Consider the following 24,999-nt stretch of genomic DNA (forward strand, 5'->3'; position numbering starts at 1 on the left):
GCGGACGGAGGGGCGGCCCGCTCGGGACCGCCCCTTTCCCGTGCCGATCGATCAGGAGGCGCCCGTGACCCGGCTGAACAGCCGGCCGGCGAGGTCCACGCCCACGACCGTGCCGCTGTCGTCGCGGGTGAAGAAGCCGCGCTGCCCCTTCAGCCCGCCCTCGGTGATGATGTACTCGTCGCCGTCACCGGGCAGGAAGCCGACGGCGGCCGGCGGATAGTCCGGGGGCATGTCGTCCTGCGACGCCTGGCGGATCTCCGGCTTGATCCCGACCTCGAGGGTGAGCCGGGTGCCATCGGTGGCGAGGTCGAGGTTCATCGCATCGATCTCGTAGCGGCCGGCGACCTCCCGTGCCCGCGTCTGGTCGTACGGGATCGGCTCGGGGTCCCGCTCGACCACGCCGAGGTAGTGCTCCAGTGCCCAGCGCACGACGGCCTGGTTGAAGGGGTAGCCGTCCGGGCCGGCGTTGGCCAGTGAGACGACGGCGAAGTCGCGTTCGGGCACGATGAGCAGCTCGGCGAACTGGCCGTTGCCGGATCCGCCGTGCCCGATGGTGCGCACCCCGTCCACCTCGCGCAGGAACCAGCAGATGCCGAAGGCGTCGCCCAGCGTGCTGGCCCGCAGCTCGATCGTCGGCTCCTGCATGCGCCGCAGCACCTCGGCGGGCAGCACGCCCTCTGCGGCGCCAAGGTGGAAGCGGGCCCAGGCCAGCAGGTCGCTGACGGAGGAGACGATGCCGCCGCCGGGATTGTTGCCGCGCATGCCGGCCCGCCACGACTTCCACGGCTGCGCCGAGCGCAGCGCGCCGTCCTCGCCGCGGTTGTGACCGACGGCGAAGCGCCGGACCATGATGTCGTCCGGCTCGAAGAAGGTGTTCGACAGCCCGGCCGGTTCCAGGACCAGCGAGGAGATGGCCTTCTCGAAGCTCAGGCCGGTGACGTTCTCGATGATCCGGCCGGCCAGGTTGTAGCCGGCCTGGCTGTAGGAGGCCCGGGCGCCGGGCGGCGCGATCAGCGCCAGGTCGGCCATCTTCGCCACGAACGCGGCCAGGGAGCCGTCCCCGTCCTCGGTGTCGATCAGGTTCCAGTCCAGCCCGGCGGTGTGGTTGAGCAGGTTCAGTACGGTGATCTGCGCGGCGGCGGTCTCGTCGGCGAGCACGAGTTCCGGCACGTAGCGGCGCACTGGCGCGTCCAAGTCCACCTTGCCCGCCGCGACCAGGCGCATCAGCGCGGTCGCGGTGAAGGTCTTGGTCACCGAGGCCAGATGGAACAGCGTCTTGTCATCGACCGGCAACGGGTTGTCGAGGCTCGTCATGCCATGAGAGGCAACGAACTCCTGGCCGCCGGCCAGCACCCCGACGGCGACACCGGGGATGTCGAACTCCCGGGCCGTCACCTCGACGAACTCGGACAGTTTCTCCTGCGACATCGTGTCCACCCCTTCGAATCTGGTTTCCAGGTCGTGCACGAATGACGATGGCCGGCGCCGCTGATACGTGCCTGACAGGGCGCTGTCACGCGCCCTCAGCCTTGGGTATGAAATACATGATATGTTTTGTATAGCGTAGTGTGAGAGAGGTGGGCAGATGGCTGCTGATGACGGTGTGGCCTCCTATGGCCCTGGAGGCAGGGGTTTCTACGGCGCGGTGACGGTGAGCGAGCGGGGGCAGATCGTGATTCCGGCGCAGGCGCGCCGTGATCTCGGAATCGCGCCCGGCGACAAGCTCCTCGTGCTCGGCGACCCCGAGCAGGGGCTTGCGCTCATGTCGATCCAGCATCTGATGCGAACCCTGAAAGGCTCCTCGGCGCTCCTCGAGCAGATCCAACAGCACGTTCAGGGGGGCACCGATGCGGCCGACCCAGAGGGTCGTTGAGGAGATCCGACTTGAAGACGTCCCCCCAGGAAGACGCTCCACCGCACAGCTCATTACCCGGCACCGCCGCGCGGGCACTGGCTCCAGACCTGGCCCGGGGCGTCATGCTGCTGGCCATAGCCGTCGCGCACGCGCCGCTGTTCGTGGTCAGCGTCGATCGTGGCTCCGCCGCGGCCAACGAGATCGCCGGTTTCTTGCATCTGCTCTTCGTCCACAACCACGCGCGGCCGATGTTCGCCTTCCTGTTCGGCTACGCGATGGTGCAACTGCTGGATCGTCAGACGCGGCGCGGCAGTGACTGGGTGGCGATCCGCAAGCTGCAGCGCCGCCGGGGATGGTGGCTGGTCGCGATCGGCTCCGTCCACATGGCGCTGCTGGTCCCCATCGACATCCTCGCGGTGTACGGCATGGCCGCCGTCCTGCTCACCGGCATGCTGCGTGCCAAGGACTCGGCGCTCTTGTGGACGGCGGGGATCAGCCTGCTACCCGCCACCCTGACGGTCGGGCTCGGCATGTGGATCGCGATGTCGCAAGGCGCCTCCACCTACACCCAGGGCAGCATCGCCGCGGATGAGAGGGGTTTCGTGGAGATGTTCGCCGCCCGGCTCGGGGCTTGGCCCTTCGAGTTGGGGATCGGCGTCATCTCGGTCGTCCCCGCAGTGCTGCTCGGCATGTGGGCAGCGCGGCGACGCGTCCTGGACGAGCCTGCCCGCAACCGTCACCTCCTGGTCCGCACCGCTGTGATCACCACGATCCTGTCCGTGGCGGGTGCCGTTCCGGCCGCCCTCATCCAAGCCGGGTTCTGGGCTCGGCCGTCGGCAGCGGCACTGTGGGCCGCTGCGCTCGCCCAGCCGCTCACCGGATACCTCGGCGGGATCGGCATGGCCGCCGTCATCGGGCTGGTCGCGATCGTGGCCGTCCGGCGGCGGAAACTCCTGACCACGGCTGTCGAAGCGCTCGGCCAGCGCTCGATGAGCCTGTACCTCTTCCAGTCCATTGCGTTCATCGCGGTCTTCCACCCGTACGGGCTCGGACTCCAGGACCGTCTTGGGCTCACGGGAGCCGTGGGCGTGGCCGCAGCGACATGGCTGGTCTCGCTCGGCATCGCCGAGGTCATGCGGCGTGCCGGACACCGCGGCCCGGCGGAGATCCTGCTGCGCCGGCTGGCCTACCGCCGGCCGAAGCGATCCGCCTGACCGAGCCACCCCCTTCGACTGCGGCTACGCCGAACCGCAGCCCTCGTCGGAGGCGTCAGCGGCGTACGCGTGGCCCAGCTGATCCGGGCCTGGCGGAGACACCGGCGCCGCTCAATGCGGCTGCCCGCGCGGCGGTGTGCGAGGCCCAGCGTCCGGTGCTGAGCAGCCCCAGCGCCATGATGCCCGCGCCGAGCCCGAGCACCAGCCACCACACGCCATGCGCCGCGCTGGTGAACGCCGTCCCGCCGCGGGCCGAGGCCGACCGCACGATCGTTCCGGAGATCGCGACACCCAGGGTGGTGCCGGTCTGCCGCCCGACGGAGGCCAACGAGGCGGCCACCCCTGCCATCGAGACGGGCATTCCGGAGACCGCCGAGTTGGTGATCGGCGGGTTGACGGTGCCCAGGGCGACGCCGAACAGCAGATAGATCGCGAGCACAGCCGGCACCGGGGTGGCAGGACCGAGCGAGAGCGACGCGCCACCGCCCACTGCCAGCGCCGCCCCGGAGACCACCAGCGGCAGCCGGGGACCGCGCCCGCCGACCAGCCGCCCGGTGAGCGGGGAGAGCACCACGATCAGCGCCCCGACTGGGAGCAGGCACAACCCGGCAGTCAGCGCCGACATGCCGCGCACGTCCTGCAGGTACAGGGTGGTCACGAACAGGAACGCGCCGAACCCGCACAAGGCGAAGAGCGCCATCAGGATCGCCGAGCTGAACGGCAGGCTGCGAAACAGGCGCAGCTCCAGCAGGGGGTCGACGCGGCGCGGTTCATAGGCGAGGATGCCCAGCACGCCGAGCACGGCGACGGCGAGCAGGCCGAGGATGACCGGCGAGGTCCAGCCCAACCGGCCGGACTCGATGATCGCGTAGACGACGCTGCCCAGCACCAGGATCACGAGGGTCTGGCCCACCGGGTCGAACCGGCGCGCCCGGTCGGCACGGGATTCGGGCACGAACAGCGCGGTGCACACGAGCGCGGCGATCACGATCGGCACGTTGATCCAGAAAATGGAGCGCCAGCCGAAGCCGTCGACCAGAGCGCCGCCGAGGATCGGCCCCAGCCCCAGCGACAGGCCGGACATCGCGCCGAACACGCCGATGGCCCTGGCCCGCTCGGCCCGGTCAGTGAACGTGGTGGCGACGATCGCCATCGCCACCGGGTTCAGCATCGTGCCGCCGACGGCCTGCAGCGCACGCGCCGCGATCAGCCAGCCGATGCTCGGCGCCAGACTGCACAGCAGCGAGCCGAGCCCGAAGGCGGCGAGGCCGACCTGGAAGACGCGCCGGCGGCCGACCCGGTCGGCGGTGGACCCGGCCAGCAACAGGAAACAGGCCAGCACCAGGGTGTACGCGTCGACCGTCCACTGCAGGTCGGTCACCGAGGCATGCAGGTCCCGGGGAATCGCCGGCAAGGCGACGTTGACGATGGAGATGTCCATCACCACGACGACGATGCTGGCGCAGCAGATCGCGAGCACCAGGAATCGTCGGCGTGGGCTGAGCTCGGGCATGCGGATCCAATCGGTGGGCAGCTGCTGAGGTTTCTCTCGATGACTGATCCCGACGCTAGAATTTAGAGCGTGCTCGAAGTCAAGTCGCCGCCGCGACCCAAGCCCGCCGGCTCCGAGCCTGAGACGGGCGTGAGCATCGCCGAGGCCGCTCGCCGCACCGGAGTCAGCGTGCACACCCTGCGTTACTACGAACGCGCCGGCCTGGTCGTCACCCCCGTCGACCGCACCCACAGCGGCCGGCGGCGCTACCACGAGGAAGACCTGACCTGGATCACCGTCTGCACCAGGCTGCGGGCCACCGGCATGCCCATCAAGACCATCCGCCGCTACGCCGAACTCGTATCGGCCGGACACGGCAACGAGCAGGAACGGCTCGCTCTCATGGCGGCCCACCGCGCCGACGTGCTGGCCAAGCTCGCTGAGCTGCAGGAGAACCTGGAGCTCATCGACCACAAGATCGACGTCTATCGAGGCCGGCTCGCCGCCGGCGACGCCGACCGGCTGTGGGCGCCCATTCGATGACCAGGCACTGACAGCACCGGATGGGCTCGCGGTGCGAGAAAGCTCATCAGTCGGCTGACTGCGGTGCCGGGCAGGCGCGGGCTCATTGGATCGGGGGGAGCGTGGTGGTTGCGGCGTCGGCGTAGCGGCGGGCCAGGCGCGCGAAGGCGTCCTTGAGTTCGGCCGGTCCGACGACTTCGATGTCGGCGTCGAACCTGCCGATGGTGGCGGCCAGGCCAGGCCACGACCACGAGCTCAGGACGAGGCGGCAGCGGTCGGGGCCGAGCTCCTCGACGACTCCGTCGCGGGCGAAGCGGGACACGGCGGCGGCGGGTAGGTCGAGGATCACCTCACCGCGGCAGGGCCAGTTGCCGGAGCCGTCGAAGCCCCGGAATTTGCCCGCCACGAAGGCGGCCACGTCACCTCCGGGCAGCTCGCGCGGGGTGAAACGAGGCCCTGTAGGGGTGCGCGGGGTGATCCGATCGGCCCTGAAGGTACGCCAGTCCTCACGGTCGAGGTCCCAGGCGACGAGATACCAGCGCCCGCCCCACGTGACGAGGTGATGGGGCTGCACCCGGCGCGGTGGGACCTGCCCGCCGTCGTCGCCTGCCGCTGGCGTGTAGTCGAAGCGCAGCACCTCGCGGCCGTGGACGGCGGCGCTGAGTGCCAGGAGCACGCTGCTGTCCACCTGCGGGGCCGATCGGATCGCGGGCCGCTCGACGGCGGTGACCTGGAGGGTGTCGATCCGGTGGCGCAGCCGTACGGGCATGACCTGCCGGACGGTGTTCAGCGCGCGCGCCGCTGCTTCCTCGATGCCGGCGCCCGCGGTGGTGGCGACCTGGAGTGCGATGGCCAGCGCGACGGCCTGCTCGTCGTCGAACAGCAACGGGGGCAGGTCCGTGCCGGCGTCGAGCCGGTAGCCACCATCCGGCCCCTTGAAGGCCACTATCGGATAGCCGAGCTCGCGCAGGCGGTCGACATCGCGGCGCACGGTGCGCGGGCTGACGTCCAGCCGCTCGGCCAGCAGCGCCCCCGGCCAGTCCCTGCGCACCTGGAGCAGCGAGAGCAACGACAACAGTCGCGCTGAAGTCTTCGGCATGACCCCCATATTGCCCGGAGAAGCGGACACTCCCTGGCCGCTTCTCCTGCGACAGTTGTCGTGTGCCACTCAACGACGACAATCCGAAGGGCCCAAACGCCGTGACCGCTGCCACCACGCCTCCCTCCACCCTCGACGCCGAACGGGGCGACCTGCTCACCGCGCTCGCGACCGCGCGATCCGCACTGACCGCCACCGTCCGCGGGCTCAGCGACGAGCAGCTCGGCGAGCGCCCGACGGCCAGCGCGCTGTGCCTGGGCGGGCTGATCAAGCACGTCGCGTCCATGGAGGAAGATTGGCTGCGCTTCGTGGTCGAGGGCCCGTCGGCGATGCGCCACGACCTGCCCGACGGTGTCACGTGGGCCGACCTCGCGGCCGGCACCGCACGCGAGATCCCGCAGTGGATGATCGACCACCAGAACGACTTCCGGATGCTGCCCGGCGAGACGCTGGCCGGGATCCTTGCCCGTTACGAGCAGGTCGCCGCCCGCAGCGAGGAGATCATCGCGGCCGTCCCCGACCTGTCGGCGACGCATCCGCTGCCGGAGGCACCCTGGCACGAGCCGGGAGCGGTGCGCAGCGTGCGCTCGGTGCTGATGCATGTCATCGCCGAGACCGCCCAGCATGCCGGGCACGCCGACATCCTGCGCGAAACGCTCGACGGGCAGAAATCCACCTGAGGGGTGACGGGGCCCTGCGGCATGAGCCGATGACCGAGCTCGCGCGGGCGTGGGCCGGCGGACCCCCTTGACAAGTCCTTATGTATCGATAAAGCTTCCAGCACTTTATCGATACATGGTGTTCTCGGTCGCTTGTGCCCTCTCCTGGGCACGCAGGAGAGCACTACGAACGAAGGATTGTCCATGAGCGATGTTGTCGTGCCCGCCATCATCAATGTCGACGTCGAGGGCCCGCTGATCAGCCGCCATCTGTACGGTCATTTCGCCGAGCACCTGGGCCGATGCATCTATGGCGGGTTCTACGTGGGCGAGGACAGCGACATCCCGAACGCCGGTGGCATCCGGCTGGACGTCGTGGAGGCGCTGCGCGCGCTGAACATCCCGAACCTGCGCTGGCCGGGCGGCTGTTTCGCCGACGAGTACCACTGGATGGACGGCATCGGGCCGAAGGACCAGCGTCCCGCGATGGTCAACACGCACTGGGGCAACGTCGAGGAGAACAACCACTTCGGCACGCACGAATTCATGGCCCTGTGCGAGCTGCTCGGCGCCGAGCCGTACATCAGCGGCAACGTCGGGTCGGGCACGGTCAAGGAGATGAGCGACTGGGTGGAGTACCTCACCCGTGAGGGCGACTCCCCGATGGTGCGGTTGCGCAAGGCCAACGGGCGCGAGGAGCCCTGGCGGGTGCGGTTCTGGGGGCTGGGCAACGAGGCGTGGGGCTGTGGCGGCCACATGACCGCCGAGCAGTACGCCCACGACGCGCGCCGGTACGGCACGTACTGCCGCGACCACGGCGACAACAAGCTGTACCGCATCGCCGCCGGCGCCAACAGCGACGACTACGCCTGGACCGAGACGCTCATGAAGCAGCTCGGCGACCTGGGCTGCGCCTACCGGCCCCAGCCGTTCTACCAGGCGCTCTCCCTGCACTACTACACGATCCCCGGAACGTGGCAGGACAAGGGCGATGCCACGGTGTTCGACACCGACGACTACTACCGGACGATGGCCCAGGCAGTGCGGATCGATGAGCTGATCAGCGGCCACTCCAACGTCATGGACTGCTACGACCCGGGCAAGAACGTGGGCCTTGTCGTGGACGAGTGGGGAACGTGGTGGAACGTCGAGCCCGGCACCAACCCCGGCTTCCTCTACCAGCAGAACACCCTGCGCGACGCGCTGGTGGCGAGCGTGCACTTCGACATCTTCCACCGCCACGCCGACCGGCTGGTGATGGCCAACATCGCCCAGACGGTGAACGTGCTCCAAGCCATGATCCTCACCGACCCCGACTCCGGCGCGCTCGTGCTCACGCCGACGTACCACGTGTTCGAGATGAACAAGGGTCACCAGGACGCGGCCTCGCTGCGGGTCGACCTCCCCGGGGGCGTGCCCACGCGTGAGGCGTTGAAGACGGTCTCGATCTCGGCCAGCCGTAAGGACGGGCGCGTACTCATCTCGCTCTCCAACCTGGACGCGTCCGAGGCGGTGGACGTGGACCTGGACCTGCGCGGTGGCGCCGTGGCCGACGTGCGTTCCCGCGTCCTCACCGCCGAGAAGCCGCAGACCCACAACACGCCCGAGGCGCCGCACGCCGTCGCGCCCCGCCCCCACGAGCAGGTCACGCCCATCGCCTCCGGGCTGCGGGTGCACCTGCCCGCACACTCCTTCGTCACCGTGGAGGGACGCCTCGCATGAGCGCGCCCGAGCGGATCACCATCGACGTCGGCGCCCACCAGGGCGTCGACGTCGCCCCCGAGTTGTGGGGGCTGTTCATCGAGGACCTCAACGACGCGCTCGACGGGGGTCTGAACGCCGAACGCGTCCGCAACGGCGACTTCGAGTTCAGCGCGGCCGACCGTGACGGGTGGGACGCGCTGACCGCGTGGCACCCTGACGTGGCCGGGCAGGTCGAGTTCCGCACCGACGATCCCATCCATCCGAACAACGCCCACTACCTGCGCCTGACCGGGCCGGTGGCAGTGGTCAACGACGGCTGGGACGGCATCGCCGTGACCGGAGGGCAGGCTTTCCGGCTCTCGTTCTTCGCCCGCGCCGCGGGGGAGCCGGTCCGTCTGGTCGTCGCCGTCGATGACCTCGCCAGTACGGGGGTCACGGTGCGGCCCGGCGGCTGGCACCGGTACGAGGCGACCCTCGTCGCGGTCGCGGACGGCCAGGGCAGGCTGCGCGTCGAGATACCCGAGAGCGGCACCGTCGATCTCGATCACGTCTCGCTGCGACCGGCCGGTCCCGACGGCGAGCCGCTGACCTTCCGGCCCGACCTGCTCGAAGCCCTCAAGGACCTGGCGCCGAGCTTCATCCGCTTCCCCGGCGGCTGTCTCGCCCACGGGCTCGGGCTGGACAACGTCTATCACTGGAAGACCACCATCGGCCCGCGCCACGAGCGCGTCCAGCTGCCCAACCTGTGGGGGTACCACCAGTCACGGCAGATCGGCTACGTGGAGTACTTCGAGCTCTGCCAGGCCACCGGAGCCACCCCGATCCCCGTCGTCGCGGCCGGGGTGTGCTGCCAGAACACCCCCGGCGGCCCCCAGGCGATCGGCGACGACGGGATGAACGCCTACATCCAGGACGTGCTCGACCTCATCGAGTTCGCCAACGGCTCGCCCGACACGCCCTGGGGCGCCCGCCGAGCCGAACTCGGCCATCCCGAACCGTTCGATCTGCGCTATCTCGGGCTGGGCAACGAGGACGAGATCACCGACGACTTCCGCGACCGCTACGCGCGCATCGAAGACGCCGTGCGCGAGCACCACCCGGAGATCTGCGTGATCGGCACGTCCGGGCCGCAGTTCTTCGGCCGGGACTACGAGGCGGGTTGGGCCTTCGCGCGCGCCCGCGGCACCGCCATGGTCGACGAGCACGGCTACCGCAACCCGCGCTGGTTCCACCAGAACGTCGACCGTTACCTCGCCTACGAGCCCGGTCCTCAGGTCTACGTGGGCGAGTACGCCGCACGCAGCAACACCATACGATCCGCCCTGGCCGAGGCCGCCTACATGATCGGCCTGGAGCGGAGCCCCGGCGTGGTGCGGCTGGCGTCGTACGCGCCCCTCCTGGCCAGGGTCGGGCACGCCCAGTGGACTCCCGACCTGATCTACTTCACCGCCACCGAGGTGCTGCCCTCGGCCTCGTACCACGTACAGGCGATGTTCGCCGGCGAACGCGGGAGCAGGCTCCACCCCGTCACGCTCGGCGGCGTCGAGCCGGAGCCCGTGACGCTGCCGAAGACCGGCTCGGTACGGCTGACCTCGCGCGGCGCGGACGTCGACTACGCCGACATCGTGCTCGACGGCGTAGTACGGCAGGGCGTGCGCACCGGTCCGGGCGGAGAGCCCGTGGAACTCGGCGACATCGACCCCGCCGCGGCGACCCTCGAGCTCACCGCCACCAGACGGGCGGGCGACGAGGGGTTCGTCGTCGAACTCGGCGGTGAGAGCTACCTGCAGGTGCACGTCGGGTCCTGGCAGAACAGATCCACGGTCGTGCTCCGCGGCGACGACGGCATCACGAACGACGACCACGGGCCGCTGCACTGGCACGGCGTGCCGACCGGCGTGCCGGTGCGCGTCAAGGTACGCCTGGCGGGCGCGCGCGTACGCGTGTGGGTCGACGGCGAACTGCGGCACGACTACGAGCAGGACCTGCGTCCCGAGCACCGGGTGCTCGCCGGCGCGACCTCGCGGACGGCGGCCGACGGCAGCACCGAGTACGTGATCCGCGCCGTGAACGCCCACCCCACCGCCCGCGTGGCGTCGATACGGCTCGCCGAGCCGCTCGAGCCGGCGGTCGCCACGGTGACGACGCTCGCCGGCGCGGGCCCGGACGAGGGCCGGCCCTTCGCCGCATCACCTGTCACACCGGTCGTCACCACGGCCGCAGCGGACACGCTGGACCTGCCGCCCTGGTCGTTCGTCACGGCGGTCATCAGGAGGATTCCTTGATCATCAAGACCACCCCGGATGAGATCCTGCAGGTCGAACCCTGGGGCCCGCACGCCTTCCGGGTCCGCTCCGCGCCGGACGCCATCAGGAACGACCTGCCCGGCACGCTCACCACCCCACCCGCCGGGGCACGCCCGGAGCAGCGGGACAGCGCCATCGTGAACGGCCGGATCACCGCGGAGGTGGAGGCCGGACGCCTCCGCTTCGTCCACACCGAGACCGGCAGAGAGCTGCTCGCCGAGAAGCAGCCCTACGTCTGGCACCGGGGGCCGCGCGTCCACGCCCCGCTCGGAGACGGCAGCCACCGCATCGAGCAGCACTTCCGCGCCTACGACGACGAACGCGTCTACGGACTGGGCCAGCACCAGCACGGCCTGCTGGACCAGAAGGGCTGCGTGATCGACCTCGTCCAGCGCAACACCACCACGACCATCCCGTTCCTGTTCTCCTCCCGCGGATACGGGCTGCTGTGGAACAACCCCGCGATGGGCAGGGTGGAACTGGCCCATGACGCCACCCGCTGGGTTGCTGACTCCGCGTACCAGATCGACTACTGGATCACGGCAGGCGACTCGCCCGCCCAGATCATGGCGAGCTACGCCGACGCCACCGGCCACGCCCCGCTCATCCCGGAATGGGCGGCCGGGTTCTGGCAGAGCAAGCTGCGCTACCGGACGCAAGCCGAACTCCTCGCCGTGGCCAGACGCTACAAGGAGCTGGGCCTGCCGCTGTCGGCGATCGTCGCCGACTACTTCCACTGGGAGCGCATGGGGGACTGGCGCTTCGACCCGGAGTTCTGGCCCGACCCGCAGGCCATGGTCAAGGAGCTCGACCAGCTCGGCGTCAAGCTGGTGGTGTCGGTCTGGCCGACCGTGGAAGCCGACAGCGACAACTACCCCGAGCTGCGCACGGCCGGGCATCTGGTGGGCAGCGTGGAGGGCGGCCTGCTCACTCAGAGCTGGCCGGCCAAGGGACGGGGCGAGAGCTTCGTCCCCTCCGCCTACTACGACGCGACCGTCCCCGACGCCCGGCGCAAACTCTGGCGGGAGCTGCGTGAGCACTACTTCGACCTGGGCGTCGAGGGGTTCTGGCTGGACGCAGGCGAGCCCGATCTGACCCCGCGCAGGGCGGAGCAGGCGCTGTACGGGGCCGGACCGGGACGGCAGGTCGGCAACATGTACGGCCACTACCACGCCCGCGGCATCCACGACGGCCTGACCGAGGCAGGCGTCGAACGGCCGCTGTCACTCGTCCGCTCGTGCTGGGCGGGCAGCCAGCGGTACGGCATCGCCCTGTGGTCCGGCGACATCCGGCCGACCTGGGACGCGCTGGCCATTCAGGTCCGCACCGGGCTGAACGTCGCGCTCAGCGGCATCCCCTGGTGGAACACCGACATCGGAGGCTTCCACGGCGGCGACCCCGCCTCGGAGGAGTATCGGGAGCTGATGATCCGCTGGTTCCAGTTCGGTACGTTCTGCCCGGTCATGCGCCTGCACGGGGTACGCGAGCCGTCCGGCCCGTTCACCGCCGAGCAGACCGGGGCGGACAACGAGGTCTGGTCCTACGGCGAGCGCGCCTACGAGATCCTCCGCGAGCACTTGTTCCTGCGCGAACGGCTCAAGCCGTACCTGATGAGGCTCGCCGAAGCCGCACACGAGCGGGGGGAGCCCGTGCTGCGCCCGCTGCTGTTCGACTTCCCCGGCGACGAACGGGCCTGGGCCGTGGACGACCAGTTCATGCTCGGCCCGGACCTGCTGGTCGCGCCCGTGCTGGCCCCCGCGGCGGCCGGCCGGAGTGTCTACCTGCCCCAGGGCACGCGCTGGGTGGAGCTCGCCACCGGCGAGATCCACGACAGCGGCACCATCGAGGCCGCCACGCCGCTGGAACGCCTCCCCGTGTTCGTCCGCGAGGGCAGCCGTCCGCTGGTGAGCATGCCCGCCCATGAGAGCGCAGTAGGCTCGAGGCAGCGGCGACCGCAGTCGGACGCGGTCGGATCGCATCCGACCGGAGGAGGCAGGACCTGAGGAGCGGCATGGTCACCATGAGCGACGTCGCCAAGCTGTCCGGGGTGTCGAAGATGACGGTCTCCAACGTCATCAACGGCCGGGCCGGAGTCAGCGACCAGGTCCGCCGCCGGGTGCTGGAGGCGATCCGCCAATCGGGCTACCGCGTCAACGTCTCCGCCCGGACTCTCAGATCCGGGCGGACCGGCGTCATCGGGCTGGCGGTGCCCGAGATCGACCGGCCATACTTCGGCCACCTCGCCGCCCACGTGATCGACCAGGCGAGGGCGTACGGATTCCACGTCGCGATCGAGCAGACCGGCGCGGCCGCGGTCGGGGAGATCGACGCGATCAACCATTCGTACACCCTGCACTTCGACGGGCTGATCCTCAGCGCGGTCGGAGTCGACCCCCAGGATTCACGGCTGACCGGCGACTACCCGATCGTGATGCTCGGCGAGCAGAACTTCGGGGCGAAATTCGACCACGTCGCCATGCCCAACGAAGCGGGAACGAAGGCGGCGACCAGCCATCTGATCGACCGCGGATGCCGCAGGATCGCGATCGTGACGGGCAACGCCCTCGACCGCGTGAACGTGGTCACGCGGCGTTACCAGGGCTACCTCGCCGCGTTCGCCGAACGTGGGCTCGAGCCCGACCCGGCGCTGCTGTTCGCCCTCGACGGGATGACGCTCGAATGTGGCCGCGACGCGGCCCACCGCCTTGTCGACGCTGGTCACGAGGTCGACGGCGTGGTCGCGGTGAGCGACACCGTCGCCCAGGGAGTCCTCCGCGGCCTCGCCGATCGCGGCCTGCGGGTCCCCGACGACGTCCGGCTCATCGGCTTCGACGACATCCCCGAGTCGGCGTACATGGTCCCCTCGCTGTCCACCGTGGCCCCGGACCATCAGTGGATGGCCGCCAAGGCCGTCGAGCTGGTGACCGCGCGCATCCAGGACCCGTCGCGCCCGACCCGCGAGTACATCGCGCCTTTCGACCTGATGGTTCGCGAGTCCACCCGCTGAGTCAGTACCCCCGCACCTGGGGCCAGGCCAGCTCGAAACCGTCGGCGACCAGCTCGGTCTGGAACCGTTCGAGCGCGGCGGGGTCCTCGTGGACCTGCGCCGGTTCGAGCCGGTGCCGCAGGAAAGCCGCCAGACAGCTCTCTCGGAGCTCAGCGGGGGTGTTCAGTTGCTGACTGGTGTGGATGTCTGTGGCCTCGGTTCAACGGTCGTGGTCGAGGTGGCCGAGGATCCCGGTCAGGTGTGTGATGAGGGATGTGGCTCCGGTGAGCCTGCTCGCAGGGGTCAGGGCGATGTAGCCGACGACGGGCATGCCGGCGGCTTTCGCGGCGCGGACGCCGTTGGGGCTGTCCTCGACGACCAGGCAGTCGCGCGGGTCGCTGCCAAACGAGGCCGCGGCGTGGAGGAAGAGATCGGGGGCGGGCTTGCCGACGCCGCCGACGTCCTGGGCGCTGAAGACCACCCCGGGCGGCAGCAGGGGGCGCAGGCCCGTCCGGTCGAGGGTGAGGTCGATCCAGGCGTGGTCGGAGGAGGATGCCAGGCAGTAGGGGATGCCGCGGCGCCGCAGCTCGGTCAGGACGGTGGAAGCGCCCTGGACGGCGGCCAACCCTTGCCTGAAGGCGGTGAACACCCGCTCGTGGCAGCGGGCGGTGAAGTCGGCGGGGAGCGTGCCGCCGTAGCGGTCGGCGACAACCGTGTGGACGGTGCGGGCGGCGTTGCCGAGGAAGTATCGGTAGGACTCTTCCAAAGTGAAGGGGAAGCCCAGTTCCGTTAGGTATTCGGACAGCACGCGGTGTGCGGTGGGTTCGCTGTCGACGAGGACGCCGTCGTTGTCGAAGATGACCAGCTTGGGTTTCATGGGTTCTCCGTTCGGGTGAACGTCAGGACGAGGGCGATCGCGAGGAATGCGGCGCCGAGGAGGCGGGTCGCGCCCCAGCCACCGACCGCGTAGACAGAGGGGCCGACGGCCGCGCCGACGACGCCGCCGAGGGCGTAGACGGTCATGTAGACCGAGGCGAGGCGGGCGGGGGCGTCGTCGATGCCGTAGACGACGCTCATGTTGAGCAGGTGGACGGGGCGGCCGATTGAACAGCAGGCTAGGTTTCGCTCGCCCGCTGCGATTGATGGCCAGGCAGCGGGTGCTTACGCTGCGATCTCCGCGGCTGCCATGCGGGTCTCGTTGAGCAGGATGGATAGGTCCTCCGTAGTGGTGGCGGGGTTGAGGAAGCACGCGCGCAGCGCTTCCATGCCGCCGATCCGGGTGCCGGTCAGAAAGGCGCGCCCGCGCTGCTGGACGGCGGCCGGGATCGCGCGGTTGAGGTCATCGACTCGGCCGTCGCGGTTGCCCAGGCGATACCTGAACGCGACGATCGACGTGGTGACCGGGGCCAGCAGCTCGAAGTCGTCCGCCGCCTCGATCATTGCGGCCAGCGCGTGGGCGAGCCGTACCGTCTGGTTGACGAGCCGGACAATCCCGTCCCGGCCGAGGTACGACATCGTCGCCCAGGCGCGCAGGAGGACACAGCCGCAGTCGACCGGGACGCCGAGCCACTTGTGCGGATCCAGCGCCAGCGAATCGGCCCGTTCGATGCCCGCGTAGGCTGCCGCGGCGCCGTCGGCGAGAACACCGAGTGCCCCGTAGGCGCCGTCGACGTGGAACCACAAGCCGCGGTCTGCGGCGACATCGGCGATCTCCTCCAGCGGATCGACGGCGCCGGTGTTGACGGTGCCCGCGCTCGCCGCCACGCAGAACGGGCGCAGCCTTGCCTTGGCGTCCTGGGCGATCAAGGCGCGCAACGCGTCGACATCCATGCGGAACCGGCCGTCCACCGGGACCACCCGTACATGGCGGGCACCCAGGCCGAGCAGCTCAGCGGCCTTGCGCAGGCAACTGTGCCCTTCCGCAGACATATACATCACCATTGGCGGCTGGCCGCAGAGCCCTTCTTCGCGGGCGTCCCATCCGTCCTGCCGCGCGGCACGCTGGCGGGCCGAGGCGAGGCCGATGATGGTGGCCATGGAGGCGCGGCTGGTCAGCAGCCCGCCACCGGCGGCGTGGGGGTAGCCGGCCAGATCCGCCAACCAGCGCACCACGGCATACTCCAGCAGCGCCCCTGCGTGCTCGCCGCCGGCACAGCTCGGGTTCAACGCCGCCGCCATCGACGCGACGAGCACACCGGCTGGCGAGGGCGGGGAGTTCACCCAGCCGAAGAACCGGGGATGGCCGTTACCCATCGGGTACGGCAGCATCCGGACACGAACGTCATGGACCAACTCATCCAGCGACCGGCCCACGGTGGGCAGATCCTGGCCGGTCAGCCAGGCGCGGTCCTCCTCCGCCACAGGCTGCCACACCCGCTGTTCCCGGACGCCTGCAAGGTAGTCGGCCGTCACATCGACGGCGGCTGCGCCCGCCCGCCGCAGGTCATCCATCGACGTCCTCGACCTGCTGGGTGTGATGTGCCGCCGCTGCCGTGTCCAGGTCCATCACCAGGTAGTACACACACTCCGAACCCGCGTCATTGACGAACCCGTGCCGGCAGTTGCCGGGGTAGTACACCGAGTCCCCAGCGTCCAACATGTACCTCTCGCCATCGATCGTGAGGGTCAACCGGCCCGACTCCACGGCCACGTACTCGCGTGAGCCCGGCGGATGCGGCGAGAACTCGCCGGCATCGACGCCGGGTCCCAGGATCGTGCGCATGAACTCGAATTCCACGCCCGGCAGCACCGGGGACAGGATGCGGCGCTCCCAACCCGCTGGATCATGCACTACCCGCTGCCGCGTTTTGCGCAGAACCACTGCCTCTTCACCGCGTGACTCGTCCAGCAGTCGGGCGATCGAGGTGCCCAGCGCGGTGGCCAGCCGATCCAGGACCAGCACGGTCGGCGTCTTCGCGCCCCGCTCCACATCGGACACCATGCTCCGGCTGACGCCGCTCAATTCGGCCAGCCGTTCCAGCGCGAGGCCACGGGCACGGCGGTGGGCGCGAAGCCGCGCGCCCAGGTCCGCCATCGACAACCCACTGAACAACATCCCGCCGCCTTCCATCATTATTCCACTATAGTAGCGAATCCTCCTCTATAGCGGAATATGCTTGTCGTGGGCACCCGTGGGCGCCAGCCCCGATGGCGTTCAATGAGAGAGACCGATGAACTGGGAACAGCTGCCTGCCAACCTGCCGGTGCCGCTCGATGATGGCGGCGCCGACCACCTGCCCACCACGGATCGGCGTACGGCCGGCCTCGCATGGTGCTGTACGTCTTCCCGATGACGGGCCACCCCGGCATACCGTCCCCGGACGGATGGGACCTGATTCCCGGCGCACGGTGCTGAACGCCCGAGTCCTGCGGGTTCCGCGACCATCGCGCGGAGCTGACCGCCGCCGGCACGGCCTTCGTCTCTACAGGCGGCTCACACTCGTCATCCGTGGCGGCCGGATCGAGCACGTCTTCTACCCGATCTTCCCGCCCGACCGCCAAGCCCAGCAGATCCTCGACTGGTTGCACGCCCATCCGACGAGTACGCCGAGCACGCCGCGGGGCGATGGATAAGCGTGGCCGCGCTCACGCTGCGGCGCTCATCCCGCATCTTTTAAGATCATCAGCTTCTGCGGGTCGGGGAACGGCACGAAGCCGACCTTGGCGTACACCTCGTGGGCGTCGACCGTGGACAGGATCACCCGCTTGAGCTTGTAGGGGGCGAGGTGATCGCGAACCACGGCGGCCAGCCAGGTGCCCAGACCTTTCCCGCGGTGGGCCTGCTCGACGTAGACATCGCAGAGCCACGCGAAGGTGGCCAGGTCAGTGACGACGCGGGCATAGCCGACCTGCTGCCCGCCGGACCCGTAGAGGCCGAAGTTCACAGATGCGCGGATGGACTGCTCGACTGTCTCCCGGGTACGGCCCAGAGCCCAGAACGCATCGGTCGAAAGCCAGTGGTGGACCAATCCGACATCAAGACGATCTGAGTCCATGTCGACTTCGTATCCATCATCTCTGCATGTGATCACAGAGTCGCGTGCTAGTTCTCGCATCGCAGCCCAACCAGTCGTGAGGCTACCCAGCGGTGGCCACATGTGCATCGACAGCACTCGGGTGGACGGTGGTCTTCGGGCAACGGCATGGCTCCTCCAGGCACAACGCTTCGCCGTGATCATCCGGTCACGTTCATTGCCCATCCTGCGTGAGAGGCTTGCATCAGAACAAGTGGCTCTTACTGACGCCAGGAGTAAGCAAAACCGATGCTTCACACCGCAGCGGAATGACGGCCAACAGACGACGCTTCGCGATCAAGATGACAAGCCGGATCTGCACCCACGGCTACCACGTCGGCCTGCTGACGCTCCGCCCCACCACCGTTCATGACCTGCAGGACCTGGCTAGCTGGGAAACGATGCCGACATGTCGGGCTGGGCGCACCCTGCTCAGAGCCGTCCCCACACGGGCCTACCAGCACCACAGCACCCATCGGGTCTGGTTGGACGTGAAGGCGCACAATCACCGTACCTGAGCCCTCTACGACTCCGAGGGCTTCACCCCAACCGAAACCCTCATCGGGGCAGTCACCGAAGCGGACGGCACTGGCGATGTCGAAGGCGACGAACGCGCAGCAGGCATTCTCCCGCGTGGCCAGGTCTCGTACCTGTTCTTCGACGCCGGGATCGGAGCGCAGCCGGAAGCGGATGACCTCGGTGGTCTTCTCGCGCAGCCTGCCGAGCCAGCCACTGCCGACCCCGGGCCACTCAGGCAACGCCGACTTGATGCCGTGACAACGCAGCACCGTCTAGCAATCGACGAAGGCCTCATCCAACGTCACTGTCGAGGTCAACACTGAACCGGGGATCGTTACCTCATATTCGCGATCACGTGCCCCAACACGTCGCGCGGCCAGCGGATGCGGGCTCGTTCGTACAGAAACTCACCAGGCGCAGGAGGCTGATGGCGGCAGGAACCGGCGGCGCAGTGTTCTCAGGCGACCCAATGTGGTTGTCGGTTGGTGGACGGGAGTGGGAGGCCGTCGGCGAGTGCGGTGGCCATGCGGTGCACAGCCTCGCGCAGGGTATCGGGGGGCGTTGTGTAGGGAATGCGGAGGCGTTGTTCGAAGATGCCGGGGTCGGTGGCGAAATAGGCGCCGCCCTCGATCCGCACGCCGTAGTCCAGTGAGCGCTCAGCCAGCGCCGAGGCGATGGGCTCGCCCAGGTCGACCCACAGTGACAGACCGCCGGGCGGTGACTGCCAGGTCCACTGCGGGATGTCCTCGGCGAGGGCGGCGGCCAGGGCCGTACGCTGCTCGCGCATGCGTTCCAGACGGGGCGGCAACAGTTCTACCGCCCGAGCCAGGAGGTCGAGGGCCAGGAGTTGGTCCAGGACCGAGCCGCCCAAGTCGGTGGCGATCCGCTGGGCGGCGAGTTCGGTCACCAGACGGGAGGGGGCGCGCAGCCAGCCGATGCGCAGGCCGCCCCAGTAGGTCTTGCTCATCGAGCCGATGGTGATGACCTGTCCGGCCCCGCTGGGCGTGGCGTGGGAGGCGAAGGGCGGCGGGGCGGGGACGTCGAGGGCGAGGTCGGCCAGGGTCTCGTCGATGACGAGCCAGGTGCCGGTGCGCTGAGCGGCGCGCAGGCTGCGGGCGCGTTCTTGCTCGGGCATGAGGAGACCGGTCGGGTTGTGGAAGTCGGGGATCAGGTAGGCGAGTTGGGGTACCACTTCGCGCAGGGTGGACTCGATGATCTCGATGTCCCAACCGGTGTCGGACACTGGGACTGACACGGTGCGGAGTCGGGCTCGACGCATAGCGTCCAGAGCATTCGGGTAGGACGGGTTCTCGACCATGATCCGGTCGCCAGGTGTGGACAGGAGCCCGAGGACCAGCGTGAGGGCGTGCTGGGCGCCGGAGGTCACCAGGATCTGTTCGGGCACGGTGGCCAGGCCCCGCTGGGTGAAACGCTCGGCGATGACGGCACGCAGGTCCGGCAGGCCGAAGGGGTAGTAACCGGGCCCGTGCGTGTGCTCGGCCAGTCGAGGGGCGACGTGGCCGAGGGCGTCGACGAGTACCTGCTCCGGAAGCGCGGCGGCGGCCCTGGCCAGGTCGATGGCGGTGTCCCGCGGGGCGAGGACCCGGGCGACGCCGGTGGGGGTACGGCCCTCGGGCAGCGCGGTCCAGGTGCCGGAGCCCTGGCGGCTACGGGCGTAGCCGCTCTGGCGCAGCAAATCGTAGGCGGCGGTGATGGTGGGCCTGCTGGTGTTCAGGGCGGCGGCCAGTTCCCTCTCGGCGGGAAGCCTGGCGTGCAACGCGATCCGTCCGTCGAGGATCAGCGCGCTGATCGCCTGGGCCAGGTGGCGGTAGACGGGTCTGGCTCCCGCCGGGTCGGGCAGCATAGCGGCGAGCTGCCGGCTTCCCAGCGTCCGTTTGGGGCGGTCCACCCTGTCCGTGGTCCGGAACGGTATTGAGTCGGCCATGCCACTCTCCAGAGATTGGCTATGCTCTTGCAGCCAATCAATGTACAGAATCGCCGCCAGTGGCATTGAGACACGAGCACGCCGGAGGCGACTGTATGGAGCAGGAGATGGATCGCGGGGAGTGCGAACTGCGGCACACCCATGGGGAACGCGCCGTAGCGGCACGAGCACCCATCCATGGCGACCGGCTGAAGATCGCGCTCATCGACGCCGGAATCGGACTGCTTGCGGCGGCCGCCGCGGTACGCCGTCTGCGCCCCGACGCCGATCTCGTCCTCTCCTCGGACCCCGACGGCATGCCCTGGGGACCGCGCACGCCGCAAGACATCGCCGCCCGCGCGCTCGCCGTCGCCGAAGCAGCTGCCGCGCACCGCCCAGATGCACTGATCGTCGCGTGCAACACCGCCACCCTGCACGCCCTGCCCACCCTGCGCGCCCGCTTCGAACCCGACGTGCCGGTCATCGGCACGGTCCCGGCGATCAAACCGGCTGCCGCAGGCGGCGGACCGGTCGCCGTCTGGGCCACGCCCGCCGCCTCCGGCAGCCCTCAGCTGCGCGGTCTCATTGACGAGTTCGCTGATGGTGTGAGCGTCACCGAGGTGCCATGCCCTGGACTCTCCGACGCCGTCGAGTACGCGGACGCGGCGGCCGCCGCCCTCGCGGTCGCCGCCGCGGCAGAGCGCACCCCGCACGACGTCAGGGCCATCGTTCTGGGCTGCACCCATTACGAACTCATCGCCGAGCGCATCCGCGCGGCTGTGCAGCAGCCTGGTATGCCACCTCTCATCCTGCACGGTTCGGCCGGCGCGGTCGCGGCCCAGGCGCTGCGCCGGATCGGCGAGCAGTCCGCCCCCGAGGCGGCTGCCGAGGGCATCATGACCGTGATCCGCAGCGGGCGTAGCGCTGCGCTTCCAGCAGCGGCGCTGGCCTACAACGAAGGCCGACTGCTGCAGGGCCGTCAGGTCTGCGCGCTGGGGGCACGTCCGTGAGCAGCGACGCTCCACATCCCCGTCCCCACGTTCCAGAACATCCCGTCGCGACTGCCATGGCACCGAGCACTTGCCCGTCTCCGCCGTCGCTCACCTACGTCCCTATCGGTGAGAGTCCGCTGAGACGCCTTCCCCAACTCTTCATCGGCCTCGCCCTGTACGGATTCAGTCTTTCCGCGATGGTCCGGGCCTCGCTGGGCGTCAACCCCTGGAGCGTCTTGTACGAAGGGCTCGCCCACCACACGTCCCTGAGTTTCGGCACGATCAGCGCCGCCCTCGGGGTTCTCGTGCTCTTGCTGTGGATTCCCCTCAAGCAAAGGCCGACGTTCGGCACCGTGGCCAACATCGTCGTCCTGGCGTACGCATCGGATCTCGGCCTCTTACTCATCCCGCAGCACCTCGGCTTGCCGGCCCAGGTCGGCCTGCTGGTCGGGGGTGTCCTCCTCAATGGGTTTTCTGTCGCCGTCTATGTCGGGGCGCGCTTTGGACCTGGGCCCCGGGATGGGCTGATGACCGGGGCGTCCGCTGCGACCGGGCGCTCCATCCGCCTCATCCGCACCCTGATCGAGATCGTCGTGCTCGCCGCGGGCTGGCTGCTGGGAGGAAGCGTGGGCGTCGGCACTGTGCTCTACGCACTCACGGTCGGTCCGACCGCCCAGTTCTTCATGCTCAGGTTTGCCTACCGCAGTCGCGACGAGGCCCGGACGTCCCTTACTCGTCGCCGGCAGCCGCCGGGTTAGCCAGGGGGCCTCAGGCCGCCGGGAAGGCAGGCGAAACGGCGTGCTACTCGCCCACTGTGAGGGAGTCGATGGCGGCCTGGCGGTCAGCCTCGGCAGAGAGGGTGTAGCGGCGCGCTGTCTCCAGCGAATGCCCCAGGATGTCGGCGATCATCACGACGTCGTACCCCTGACGGGCGAGCGTACGCTTGCCTGGCCCGGCGAAGTACCGGTCGAAGTACCGGTCGACGTGCCGGGGCTTGAGCTGCCATGGCGGAAGTCCGTAGTGTTCGCACAGTTCGATGACCGACTTCGTCAAGCCGTCCAGCGTGAAGGCGGCGAGCCCGGCCACACCCAGACCTGTGCCTCACGGCAGCGCTGGAGCTTGAGGATGTCAGCGATCTGGCGTACTCCGGCTGCCCCGGGAAGGCGTGAGACGACCGTGGTCCCCGATCGCCGGTGAATGTCAGAGCTTGATGCGGGCTGCGACCGCCAGGTGGTCGCTGCCGGTGGCGGGCAGGGTCCAGGTGGTGACGGGAGTCGCCGCACGGGTCATGACGTGGTCGATCCGGGCTATGGGGAAGGCAGCAGGCCAGCTGAAACCGAAACCCTCCTCCGCCGGGGTCATCCGGGAGGTGACCGGAGCCAGGCCTCGATCATCGAGGGTGCTGTTGAAGTCGCCCAGCAGCACGATCCTGTCCAGCTCTTCCGCGGCGATGGCCGCGCCCAGTGCGGCAGCGCTCTCGTCCCGCCAGCCGGTGCCGAAACCGTCCGGCAGTCGGATACGGACCGAGGGCAGGTGAGCGACGTACACGGCCACGTCGCCGGATGGTGTCCGCGCGGTGGACCGCACCCCTCGGCTCCAGTCTCCTGTGACCTCCACGGGCCTGATGTCCACCGGCCGAGAGTCCGCAAGGGGATACCTGGACCAGAGTCCGACAGTGCCCACGACCGCGTGGTGGGGATGGCCGGGCGCGAGGGCGGCCTCGTAGACGGGCAGGGCGTCAGGCATCAACTCCTCCAAAGCGATGAGGTCGGCTCCGGCCTGGGCCAGGGCTCGCGCGGTTCCCTCGGGATCGGGGTTCTCGTCGTTGACGTTGTGCTGGAGCACGGTCAGGTCGTGAGCCGTTCCCCGATCAGCGGGTAACAGCCGCTCACCGAAGAGTGCGGCCCAGACCGCTGCGGGCAGCACCAGGGACACCATCGCAGTGGCCGAGCGTCGCAGCAGCGCCAGGACCATCAGCACGGGAACGGCCAGGCCACCCCACGGCAGAAAGGTCTCCAGCAGGCTACCGAGATTGCCCACGGTTTTCGGTACGACGCCCGGGAACGCCAGCAGCCCGGCCACCAGCGCCGCAACCGCCGCGAGGACCCGCCCACGCGTCCAGGACCAGGACGTCCGGCCTGGCACGTCCACCTCGCCCCGACGCCATCGGCCAACGCGACGAGCGCGCTTTCCCGCAGCGCGAACCTTCCGATCTTCGATGCTCATACGCCCGACCGTACGGGTCACTATCTGTCCTTGTGCACCGCCCGGCCAGGGACCAGGTGATGGTAAGCAGCTCGCTGGGCGGGCCGACGGTTCCTGGGCTCTGGGGTGCGGCCGGAAATACGGTTCCAGTCGAGACACGGCGAGAAGCGGCCAGCAGTCGATCACGCCGTAGTCCCGGAAGTGGATCCGGGTGTCTCCGAGATCCTGGACCGCGGAATCTCGGAGGTCCGCCCTGCTTGGAGACTTCCGAGATTGGCTCATCTCGGAAGTGGACGCGGAGCTCATCTGTGCTGGCGATGCGCACTTCGCTCAAGATCATTCTCAGTGCCAACGACTGTTCCTGGGTTCCTCAACCCCGATTTCACGGAGGACATGGCTGGCAATCCGCCGCGGTGTGGCGGGCGGGCGCCAGGGTGCCGGTCCCGGCGCATACGTGGAATTTCAGCGGTCCATGGCAGGACTGGCCGATCAATGCGGCTCTCGCGCGCCCCGGCGATGACTCCGACCTGTTCCTGGCGGTGGGGCTGGGTCGCGGCAGCGACGAGGACGACTGGACCTGGTTCGCCAGGCGCGCCCTGTGGGCGGCGACCTATGACGAGTGGCACGAGGAACGCGAAGGGCAGCGGCTCCCGGTTGTGAGGTCGCTCACACCATGTCACAGCCGAACGGGGCATGTCGTCTTAGAGGCCATGACGAACTCGGAACAGACCTCGGTGCTTATCACCGGAGGCAACAAGGGACTCGGTTTTGAGGCGGCCCGGCGGCTCGGCGAGCTGGGCTGGACGATCTTTCTCGGCTCGCGTGATGAGGGTCGAGGACGGGCAGCCGCCGACAAACTGACTGACGGTGGCGCGAACGTGGTCATGGTCCCGCTCGACGTGACCTCGGACGAGTCGGTGACCGACGCCGTACGGCTCGTCCGGGAGCACACCGACCGGCTGGATGTGCTGATCAACAACGCCGGCGCGCCAGGAAAGATGATCGCGCCCGCAGACGCGACGGTCGACGACATTCATTCCGTCTACGACACCAACGTGTACGGACCGATCAGGGTCACCCACGCGTTCCTTCCCCTGCTGCAGGCGGCGGACCATCCACGGGTGGTGATGGTGTCCAGCGGTGGCGGTTCCTTCGCGGTCGTGACCGATCCGGAGCAGCCCGTCTCGAAAATGCACGAGCTCGCCTACACCTCGTCGAAGGCGGCGCTGAACATGATCACCGTCCGGTACGCCCAGGCGCTCCCGAAGATCAAGTTCAACATCGCCACTCCCGGAGAAGTCGCAAATCGCAAGTTCGCCGCCACCGACATGAACAATCACACCGGTCAGCTGACGGTCACCGAGGGCACCGACTCGATCGTCAAACTCGCGACGATCGACGCCGACGGGCCGACCGGGATCTTCATCGATCGCCTGGGCCCCGTCGCCTGGTGACCGGTCTTCCCCCATAGCGACCCACGCCCCGCGACCATCGAGTAAAGGAACAACC

The 24,999-nt window shown here is 69.2% G+C and carries 24 protein-coding genes; 12 read left to right on the forward strand and 12 right to left on the reverse strand.

Annotated features, from left to right (window positions below; all coding sequences use genetic code 11):
- Positions 1 to 51 precede the first annotated feature (51 nt).
- Complete coding sequence (locus ACIBVN_RS36405; RefSeq protein WP_397144550.1) at positions 52 to 1,428, reverse strand: serine hydrolase domain-containing protein; 1,377 nt, start codon at positions 1,426 to 1,428, stop codon at positions 52 to 54.
- A gap of 157 nt (positions 1,429 to 1,585) precedes the next feature.
- Between ACIBVN_RS36405 and ACIBVN_RS36410 the strand changes: the two genes are divergently transcribed.
- Together ACIBVN_RS36410 and ACIBVN_RS36415 are read left to right on the forward strand one after the other, a co-directional pair.
- Positions 1,586 to 1,873, forward strand: a complete 288-nt coding sequence (locus tag ACIBVN_RS36410; RefSeq protein WP_397144382.1) for an AbrB/MazE/SpoVT family DNA-binding domain-containing protein — start codon at positions 1,586 to 1,588, stop codon at positions 1,871 to 1,873.
- A gap of 11 nt (positions 1,874 to 1,884) precedes the next feature.
- A complete protein-coding gene (locus tag ACIBVN_RS36415) occupies positions 1,885 to 3,069 on the forward strand; it encodes a DUF418 domain-containing protein (RefSeq protein ID WP_397144384.1) in 1,185 nt (394 codons plus the stop codon).
- A 55-nt stretch (positions 3,070 to 3,124) separates the two neighbouring features.
- Here ACIBVN_RS36415 and ACIBVN_RS36420 read toward each other — a convergent pair whose 3' ends face one another.
- Positions 3,125 to 4,582, reverse strand: coding sequence for an MFS transporter (locus tag ACIBVN_RS36420; RefSeq protein WP_397144386.1), 1,458 nt, complete (start codon positions 4,580 to 4,582; stop codon positions 3,125 to 3,127).
- A 69-nt stretch (positions 4,583 to 4,651) separates the two neighbouring features.
- Here ACIBVN_RS36420 and ACIBVN_RS36425 point away from each other — a divergent pair, with 69 nt between their 5' ends.
- Positions 4,652 to 5,104 (forward strand): MerR family transcriptional regulator, encoded by a 453-nt coding sequence (locus ACIBVN_RS36425; RefSeq protein ID WP_397144387.1) that lies wholly within the window; start codon positions 4,652 to 4,654, stop codon positions 5,102 to 5,104.
- Between the two features lie 82 nt (positions 5,105 to 5,186).
- On the opposite strand, the gene ACIBVN_RS36430 is transcribed toward ACIBVN_RS36425, so the two are convergent.
- On the reverse strand, positions 5,187 to 6,182 hold the full coding sequence (locus tag ACIBVN_RS36430; protein ID WP_397144388.1) for a helix-turn-helix transcriptional regulator: 996 nt from the start codon (positions 6,180 to 6,182) through the stop codon (positions 5,187 to 5,189).
- Positions 6,183 to 6,283: 101 nt separating this feature from the next.
- Here ACIBVN_RS36430 and ACIBVN_RS36435 point away from each other — a divergent pair, with 101 nt between their 5' ends.
- The 5 genes from ACIBVN_RS36435 (at position 6,284) to ACIBVN_RS36455 (ending at position 13,858) form a co-directional block, all read left to right on the forward strand.
- Positions 6,284 to 6,862, forward strand: coding sequence for a DinB family protein (locus tag ACIBVN_RS36435; protein ID WP_397144390.1), 579 nt, complete (start codon positions 6,284 to 6,286; stop codon positions 6,860 to 6,862).
- A gap of 183 nt (positions 6,863 to 7,045) precedes the next feature.
- Positions 7,046 to 8,563, forward strand: a complete 1,518-nt coding sequence (locus ACIBVN_RS36440; protein ID WP_397144392.1) for an alpha-N-arabinofuranosidase — start codon at positions 7,046 to 7,048, stop codon at positions 8,561 to 8,563.
- Positions 8,560 to 10,830, forward strand: a complete 2,271-nt coding sequence (locus ACIBVN_RS36445; RefSeq protein ID WP_397144394.1) for an alpha-L-arabinofuranosidase C-terminal domain-containing protein — start codon at positions 8,560 to 8,562, stop codon at positions 10,828 to 10,830. Before ACIBVN_RS36440 ends, ACIBVN_RS36445 begins: the two co-directional genes overlap by 4 nt.
- Positions 10,827 to 12,854 (forward strand): TIM-barrel domain-containing protein, encoded by a 2,028-nt coding sequence (locus tag ACIBVN_RS36450; RefSeq protein WP_397144396.1) that lies wholly within the window; start codon positions 10,827 to 10,829, stop codon positions 12,852 to 12,854. Before ACIBVN_RS36445 ends, ACIBVN_RS36450 begins: the two co-directional genes overlap by 4 nt.
- Positions 12,855 to 12,862: 8 nt before the next feature.
- Entirely contained in the window at positions 12,863 to 13,858 is a 996-nt protein-coding gene (locus tag ACIBVN_RS36455) for a LacI family DNA-binding transcriptional regulator (RefSeq protein ID WP_397144398.1), read from the forward strand.
- A 199-nt stretch (positions 13,859 to 14,057) separates the two neighbouring features.
- Here ACIBVN_RS36455 and ACIBVN_RS36460 read toward each other — a convergent pair whose 3' ends face one another.
- From ACIBVN_RS36460 to ACIBVN_RS36475, 4 genes are all read right to left on the reverse strand, one after another.
- Complete coding sequence (locus ACIBVN_RS36460; protein WP_349457589.1) at positions 14,058 to 14,714, reverse strand: HAD family phosphatase; 657 nt, start codon at positions 14,712 to 14,714, stop codon at positions 14,058 to 14,060.
- On the reverse strand, positions 14,711 to 14,914 hold the full coding sequence (locus ACIBVN_RS36465) for a hypothetical protein (RefSeq protein WP_397144400.1): 204 nt from the start codon (positions 14,912 to 14,914) through the stop codon (positions 14,711 to 14,713). Before ACIBVN_RS36465 ends, ACIBVN_RS36460 begins: the two co-directional genes overlap by 4 nt.
- Positions 14,915 to 14,998: 84 nt before the next feature.
- On the reverse strand, positions 14,999 to 16,198 hold the full coding sequence (locus ACIBVN_RS36470; protein WP_397144402.1) for a pyridoxal phosphate-dependent decarboxylase family protein: 1,200 nt from the start codon (positions 16,196 to 16,198) through the stop codon (positions 14,999 to 15,001).
- An 82-nt stretch (positions 16,199 to 16,280) separates the two neighbouring features.
- The gene (locus tag ACIBVN_RS36475; RefSeq protein WP_397144404.1) at positions 16,281 to 16,910 is read right to left on the reverse strand and encodes a helix-turn-helix domain-containing protein; all 630 of its coding nucleotides are present in this window, start codon (positions 16,908 to 16,910) and stop codon (positions 16,281 to 16,283) included.
- 251 nt (positions 16,911 to 17,161) lie between these two features.
- Between ACIBVN_RS36475 and ACIBVN_RS36480 the strand changes: the two genes are divergently transcribed.
- The gene (locus ACIBVN_RS36480; RefSeq protein WP_397144406.1) at positions 17,162 to 17,410 is read left to right on the forward strand and encodes a hypothetical protein; all 249 of its coding nucleotides are present in this window, start codon (positions 17,162 to 17,164) and stop codon (positions 17,408 to 17,410) included.
- A 26-nt stretch (positions 17,411 to 17,436) separates the two neighbouring features.
- Here ACIBVN_RS36480 and ACIBVN_RS36485 read toward each other — a convergent pair whose 3' ends face one another.
- The 3 genes from ACIBVN_RS36485 to ACIBVN_RS36495 form a co-directional block, all read right to left on the reverse strand.
- Positions 17,437 to 18,036, reverse strand: a complete 600-nt coding sequence (locus ACIBVN_RS36485) for a GNAT family N-acetyltransferase (protein ID WP_397144408.1) — start codon at positions 18,034 to 18,036, stop codon at positions 17,437 to 17,439.
- A 68-nt stretch (positions 18,037 to 18,104) separates the two neighbouring features.
- The gene (locus ACIBVN_RS36490) at positions 18,105 to 18,608 is read right to left on the reverse strand and encodes a hypothetical protein (RefSeq protein WP_397144410.1); all 504 of its coding nucleotides are present in this window, start codon (positions 18,606 to 18,608) and stop codon (positions 18,105 to 18,107) included.
- Positions 18,609 to 18,826: 218 nt separating this feature from the next.
- Positions 18,827 to 20,314: a PLP-dependent aminotransferase family protein gene (locus ACIBVN_RS36495; protein WP_397144412.1), complete on the reverse strand. Its 1,488-nt coding sequence runs from the start codon at positions 20,312 to 20,314 to the stop codon at positions 18,827 to 18,829.
- A 188-nt stretch (positions 20,315 to 20,502) separates the two neighbouring features.
- Between ACIBVN_RS36495 and ACIBVN_RS36500 the strand changes: the two genes are divergently transcribed.
- Both ACIBVN_RS36500 and ACIBVN_RS36505 read left to right on the forward strand, forming a co-directional pair.
- Entirely contained in the window at positions 20,503 to 21,303 is an 801-nt protein-coding gene (locus ACIBVN_RS36500) for a glutamate racemase (RefSeq protein ID WP_397144552.1), read from the forward strand.
- 179 nt (positions 21,304 to 21,482) lie between these two features.
- Positions 21,483 to 22,043: a YitT family protein gene (locus ACIBVN_RS36505; RefSeq protein ID WP_397144414.1), complete on the forward strand. Its 561-nt coding sequence runs from the start codon at positions 21,483 to 21,485 to the stop codon at positions 22,041 to 22,043.
- A gap of 43 nt (positions 22,044 to 22,086) precedes the next feature.
- Here the strand turns inward: ACIBVN_RS36505 and ACIBVN_RS36510 are convergent, their stop codons facing one another.
- Positions 22,087 to 22,371 (reverse strand): hypothetical protein, encoded by a 285-nt coding sequence (locus ACIBVN_RS36510; protein WP_397144416.1) that lies wholly within the window; start codon positions 22,369 to 22,371, stop codon positions 22,087 to 22,089.
- A 114-nt stretch (positions 22,372 to 22,485) separates the two neighbouring features.
- Positions 22,486 to 23,430, reverse strand: coding sequence for an endonuclease/exonuclease/phosphatase family protein (locus ACIBVN_RS36515; RefSeq protein WP_397144418.1), 945 nt, complete (start codon positions 23,428 to 23,430; stop codon positions 22,486 to 22,488).
- 770 nt (positions 23,431 to 24,200) lie between these two features.
- Between ACIBVN_RS36515 and ACIBVN_RS36520 the strand changes: the two genes are divergently transcribed.
- Positions 24,201 to 24,944 (forward strand): SDR family oxidoreductase, encoded by a 744-nt coding sequence (locus tag ACIBVN_RS36520; RefSeq protein ID WP_397144420.1) that lies wholly within the window; start codon positions 24,201 to 24,203, stop codon positions 24,942 to 24,944.
- Positions 24,945 to 24,999 lie beyond the last annotated feature (55 nt).

The organism is Nonomuraea sp. NPDC049400, assembly GCF_044466425.1.
Taxonomy (GTDB): domain Bacteria; phylum Actinomycetota; class Actinomycetes; order Streptosporangiales; family Streptosporangiaceae; genus Nonomuraea.

What these genes read in the sequence shown, in the direction of transcription:
- ACIBVN_RS36445 (WP_397144394.1), top strand. Translation starts at nt 8,560, where the DNA reads ATGAGCGCGCCCGAGCGGATCACCATCGACGTCGGCGCCCACCAGGGC.
- ACIBVN_RS36460 (WP_349457589.1), bottom strand. Translation starts at nt 14,714, where the DNA reads ATGAAACCCAAGCTGGTCATCTTCGACAACGACGGCGTCCTCGTCGAC.
- ACIBVN_RS36505 (WP_397144414.1), top strand. Translation starts at nt 21,483, where the DNA reads ATGGTCCGGGCCTCGCTGGGCGTCAACCCCTGGAGCGTCTTGTACGAA.
- ACIBVN_RS36480 (WP_397144406.1), top strand. Translation starts at nt 17,162, where the DNA reads ATGGGACCTGATTCCCGGCGCACGGTGCTGAACGCCCGAGTCCTGCGG.
- ACIBVN_RS36485 (WP_397144408.1), bottom strand. Translation starts at nt 18,036, where the DNA reads ATGGGCAATGAACGTGACCGGATGATCACGGCGAAGCGTTGTGCCTGG.
- ACIBVN_RS36410 (WP_397144382.1), top strand. Translation starts at nt 1,586, where the DNA reads ATGGCTGCTGATGACGGTGTGGCCTCCTATGGCCCTGGAGGCAGGGGT.
- ACIBVN_RS36440 (WP_397144392.1), top strand. Translation starts at nt 7,046, where the DNA reads ATGAGCGATGTTGTCGTGCCCGCCATCATCAATGTCGACGTCGAGGGC.
- ACIBVN_RS36405 (WP_397144550.1), bottom strand. Translation starts at nt 1,428, where the DNA reads ATGTCGCAGGAGAAACTGTCCGAGTTCGTCGAGGTGACGGCCCGGGAG.
- ACIBVN_RS36465 (WP_397144400.1), bottom strand. Translation starts at nt 14,914, where the DNA reads ATGAGCGTCGTCTACGGCATCGACGACGCCCCCGCCCGCCTCGCCTCG.
- ACIBVN_RS36475 (WP_397144404.1), bottom strand. Translation starts at nt 16,910, where the DNA reads ATGATGGAAGGCGGCGGGATGTTGTTCAGTGGGTTGTCGATGGCGGAC.
- ACIBVN_RS36495 (WP_397144412.1), bottom strand. Translation starts at nt 20,314, where the DNA reads ATGGCCGACTCAATACCGTTCCGGACCACGGACAGGGTGGACCGCCCC.
- ACIBVN_RS36520 (WP_397144420.1), top strand. Translation starts at nt 24,201, where the DNA reads ATGACGAACTCGGAACAGACCTCGGTGCTTATCACCGGAGGCAACAAG.
- ACIBVN_RS36455 (WP_397144398.1), top strand. Translation starts at nt 12,863, where the DNA reads ATGGTCACCATGAGCGACGTCGCCAAGCTGTCCGGGGTGTCGAAGATG.
- ACIBVN_RS36420 (WP_397144386.1), bottom strand. Translation starts at nt 4,582, where the DNA reads ATGCCCGAGCTCAGCCCACGCCGACGATTCCTGGTGCTCGCGATCTGC.
- ACIBVN_RS36430 (WP_397144388.1), bottom strand. Translation starts at nt 6,182, where the DNA reads ATGCCGAAGACTTCAGCGCGACTGTTGTCGTTGCTCTCGCTGCTCCAG.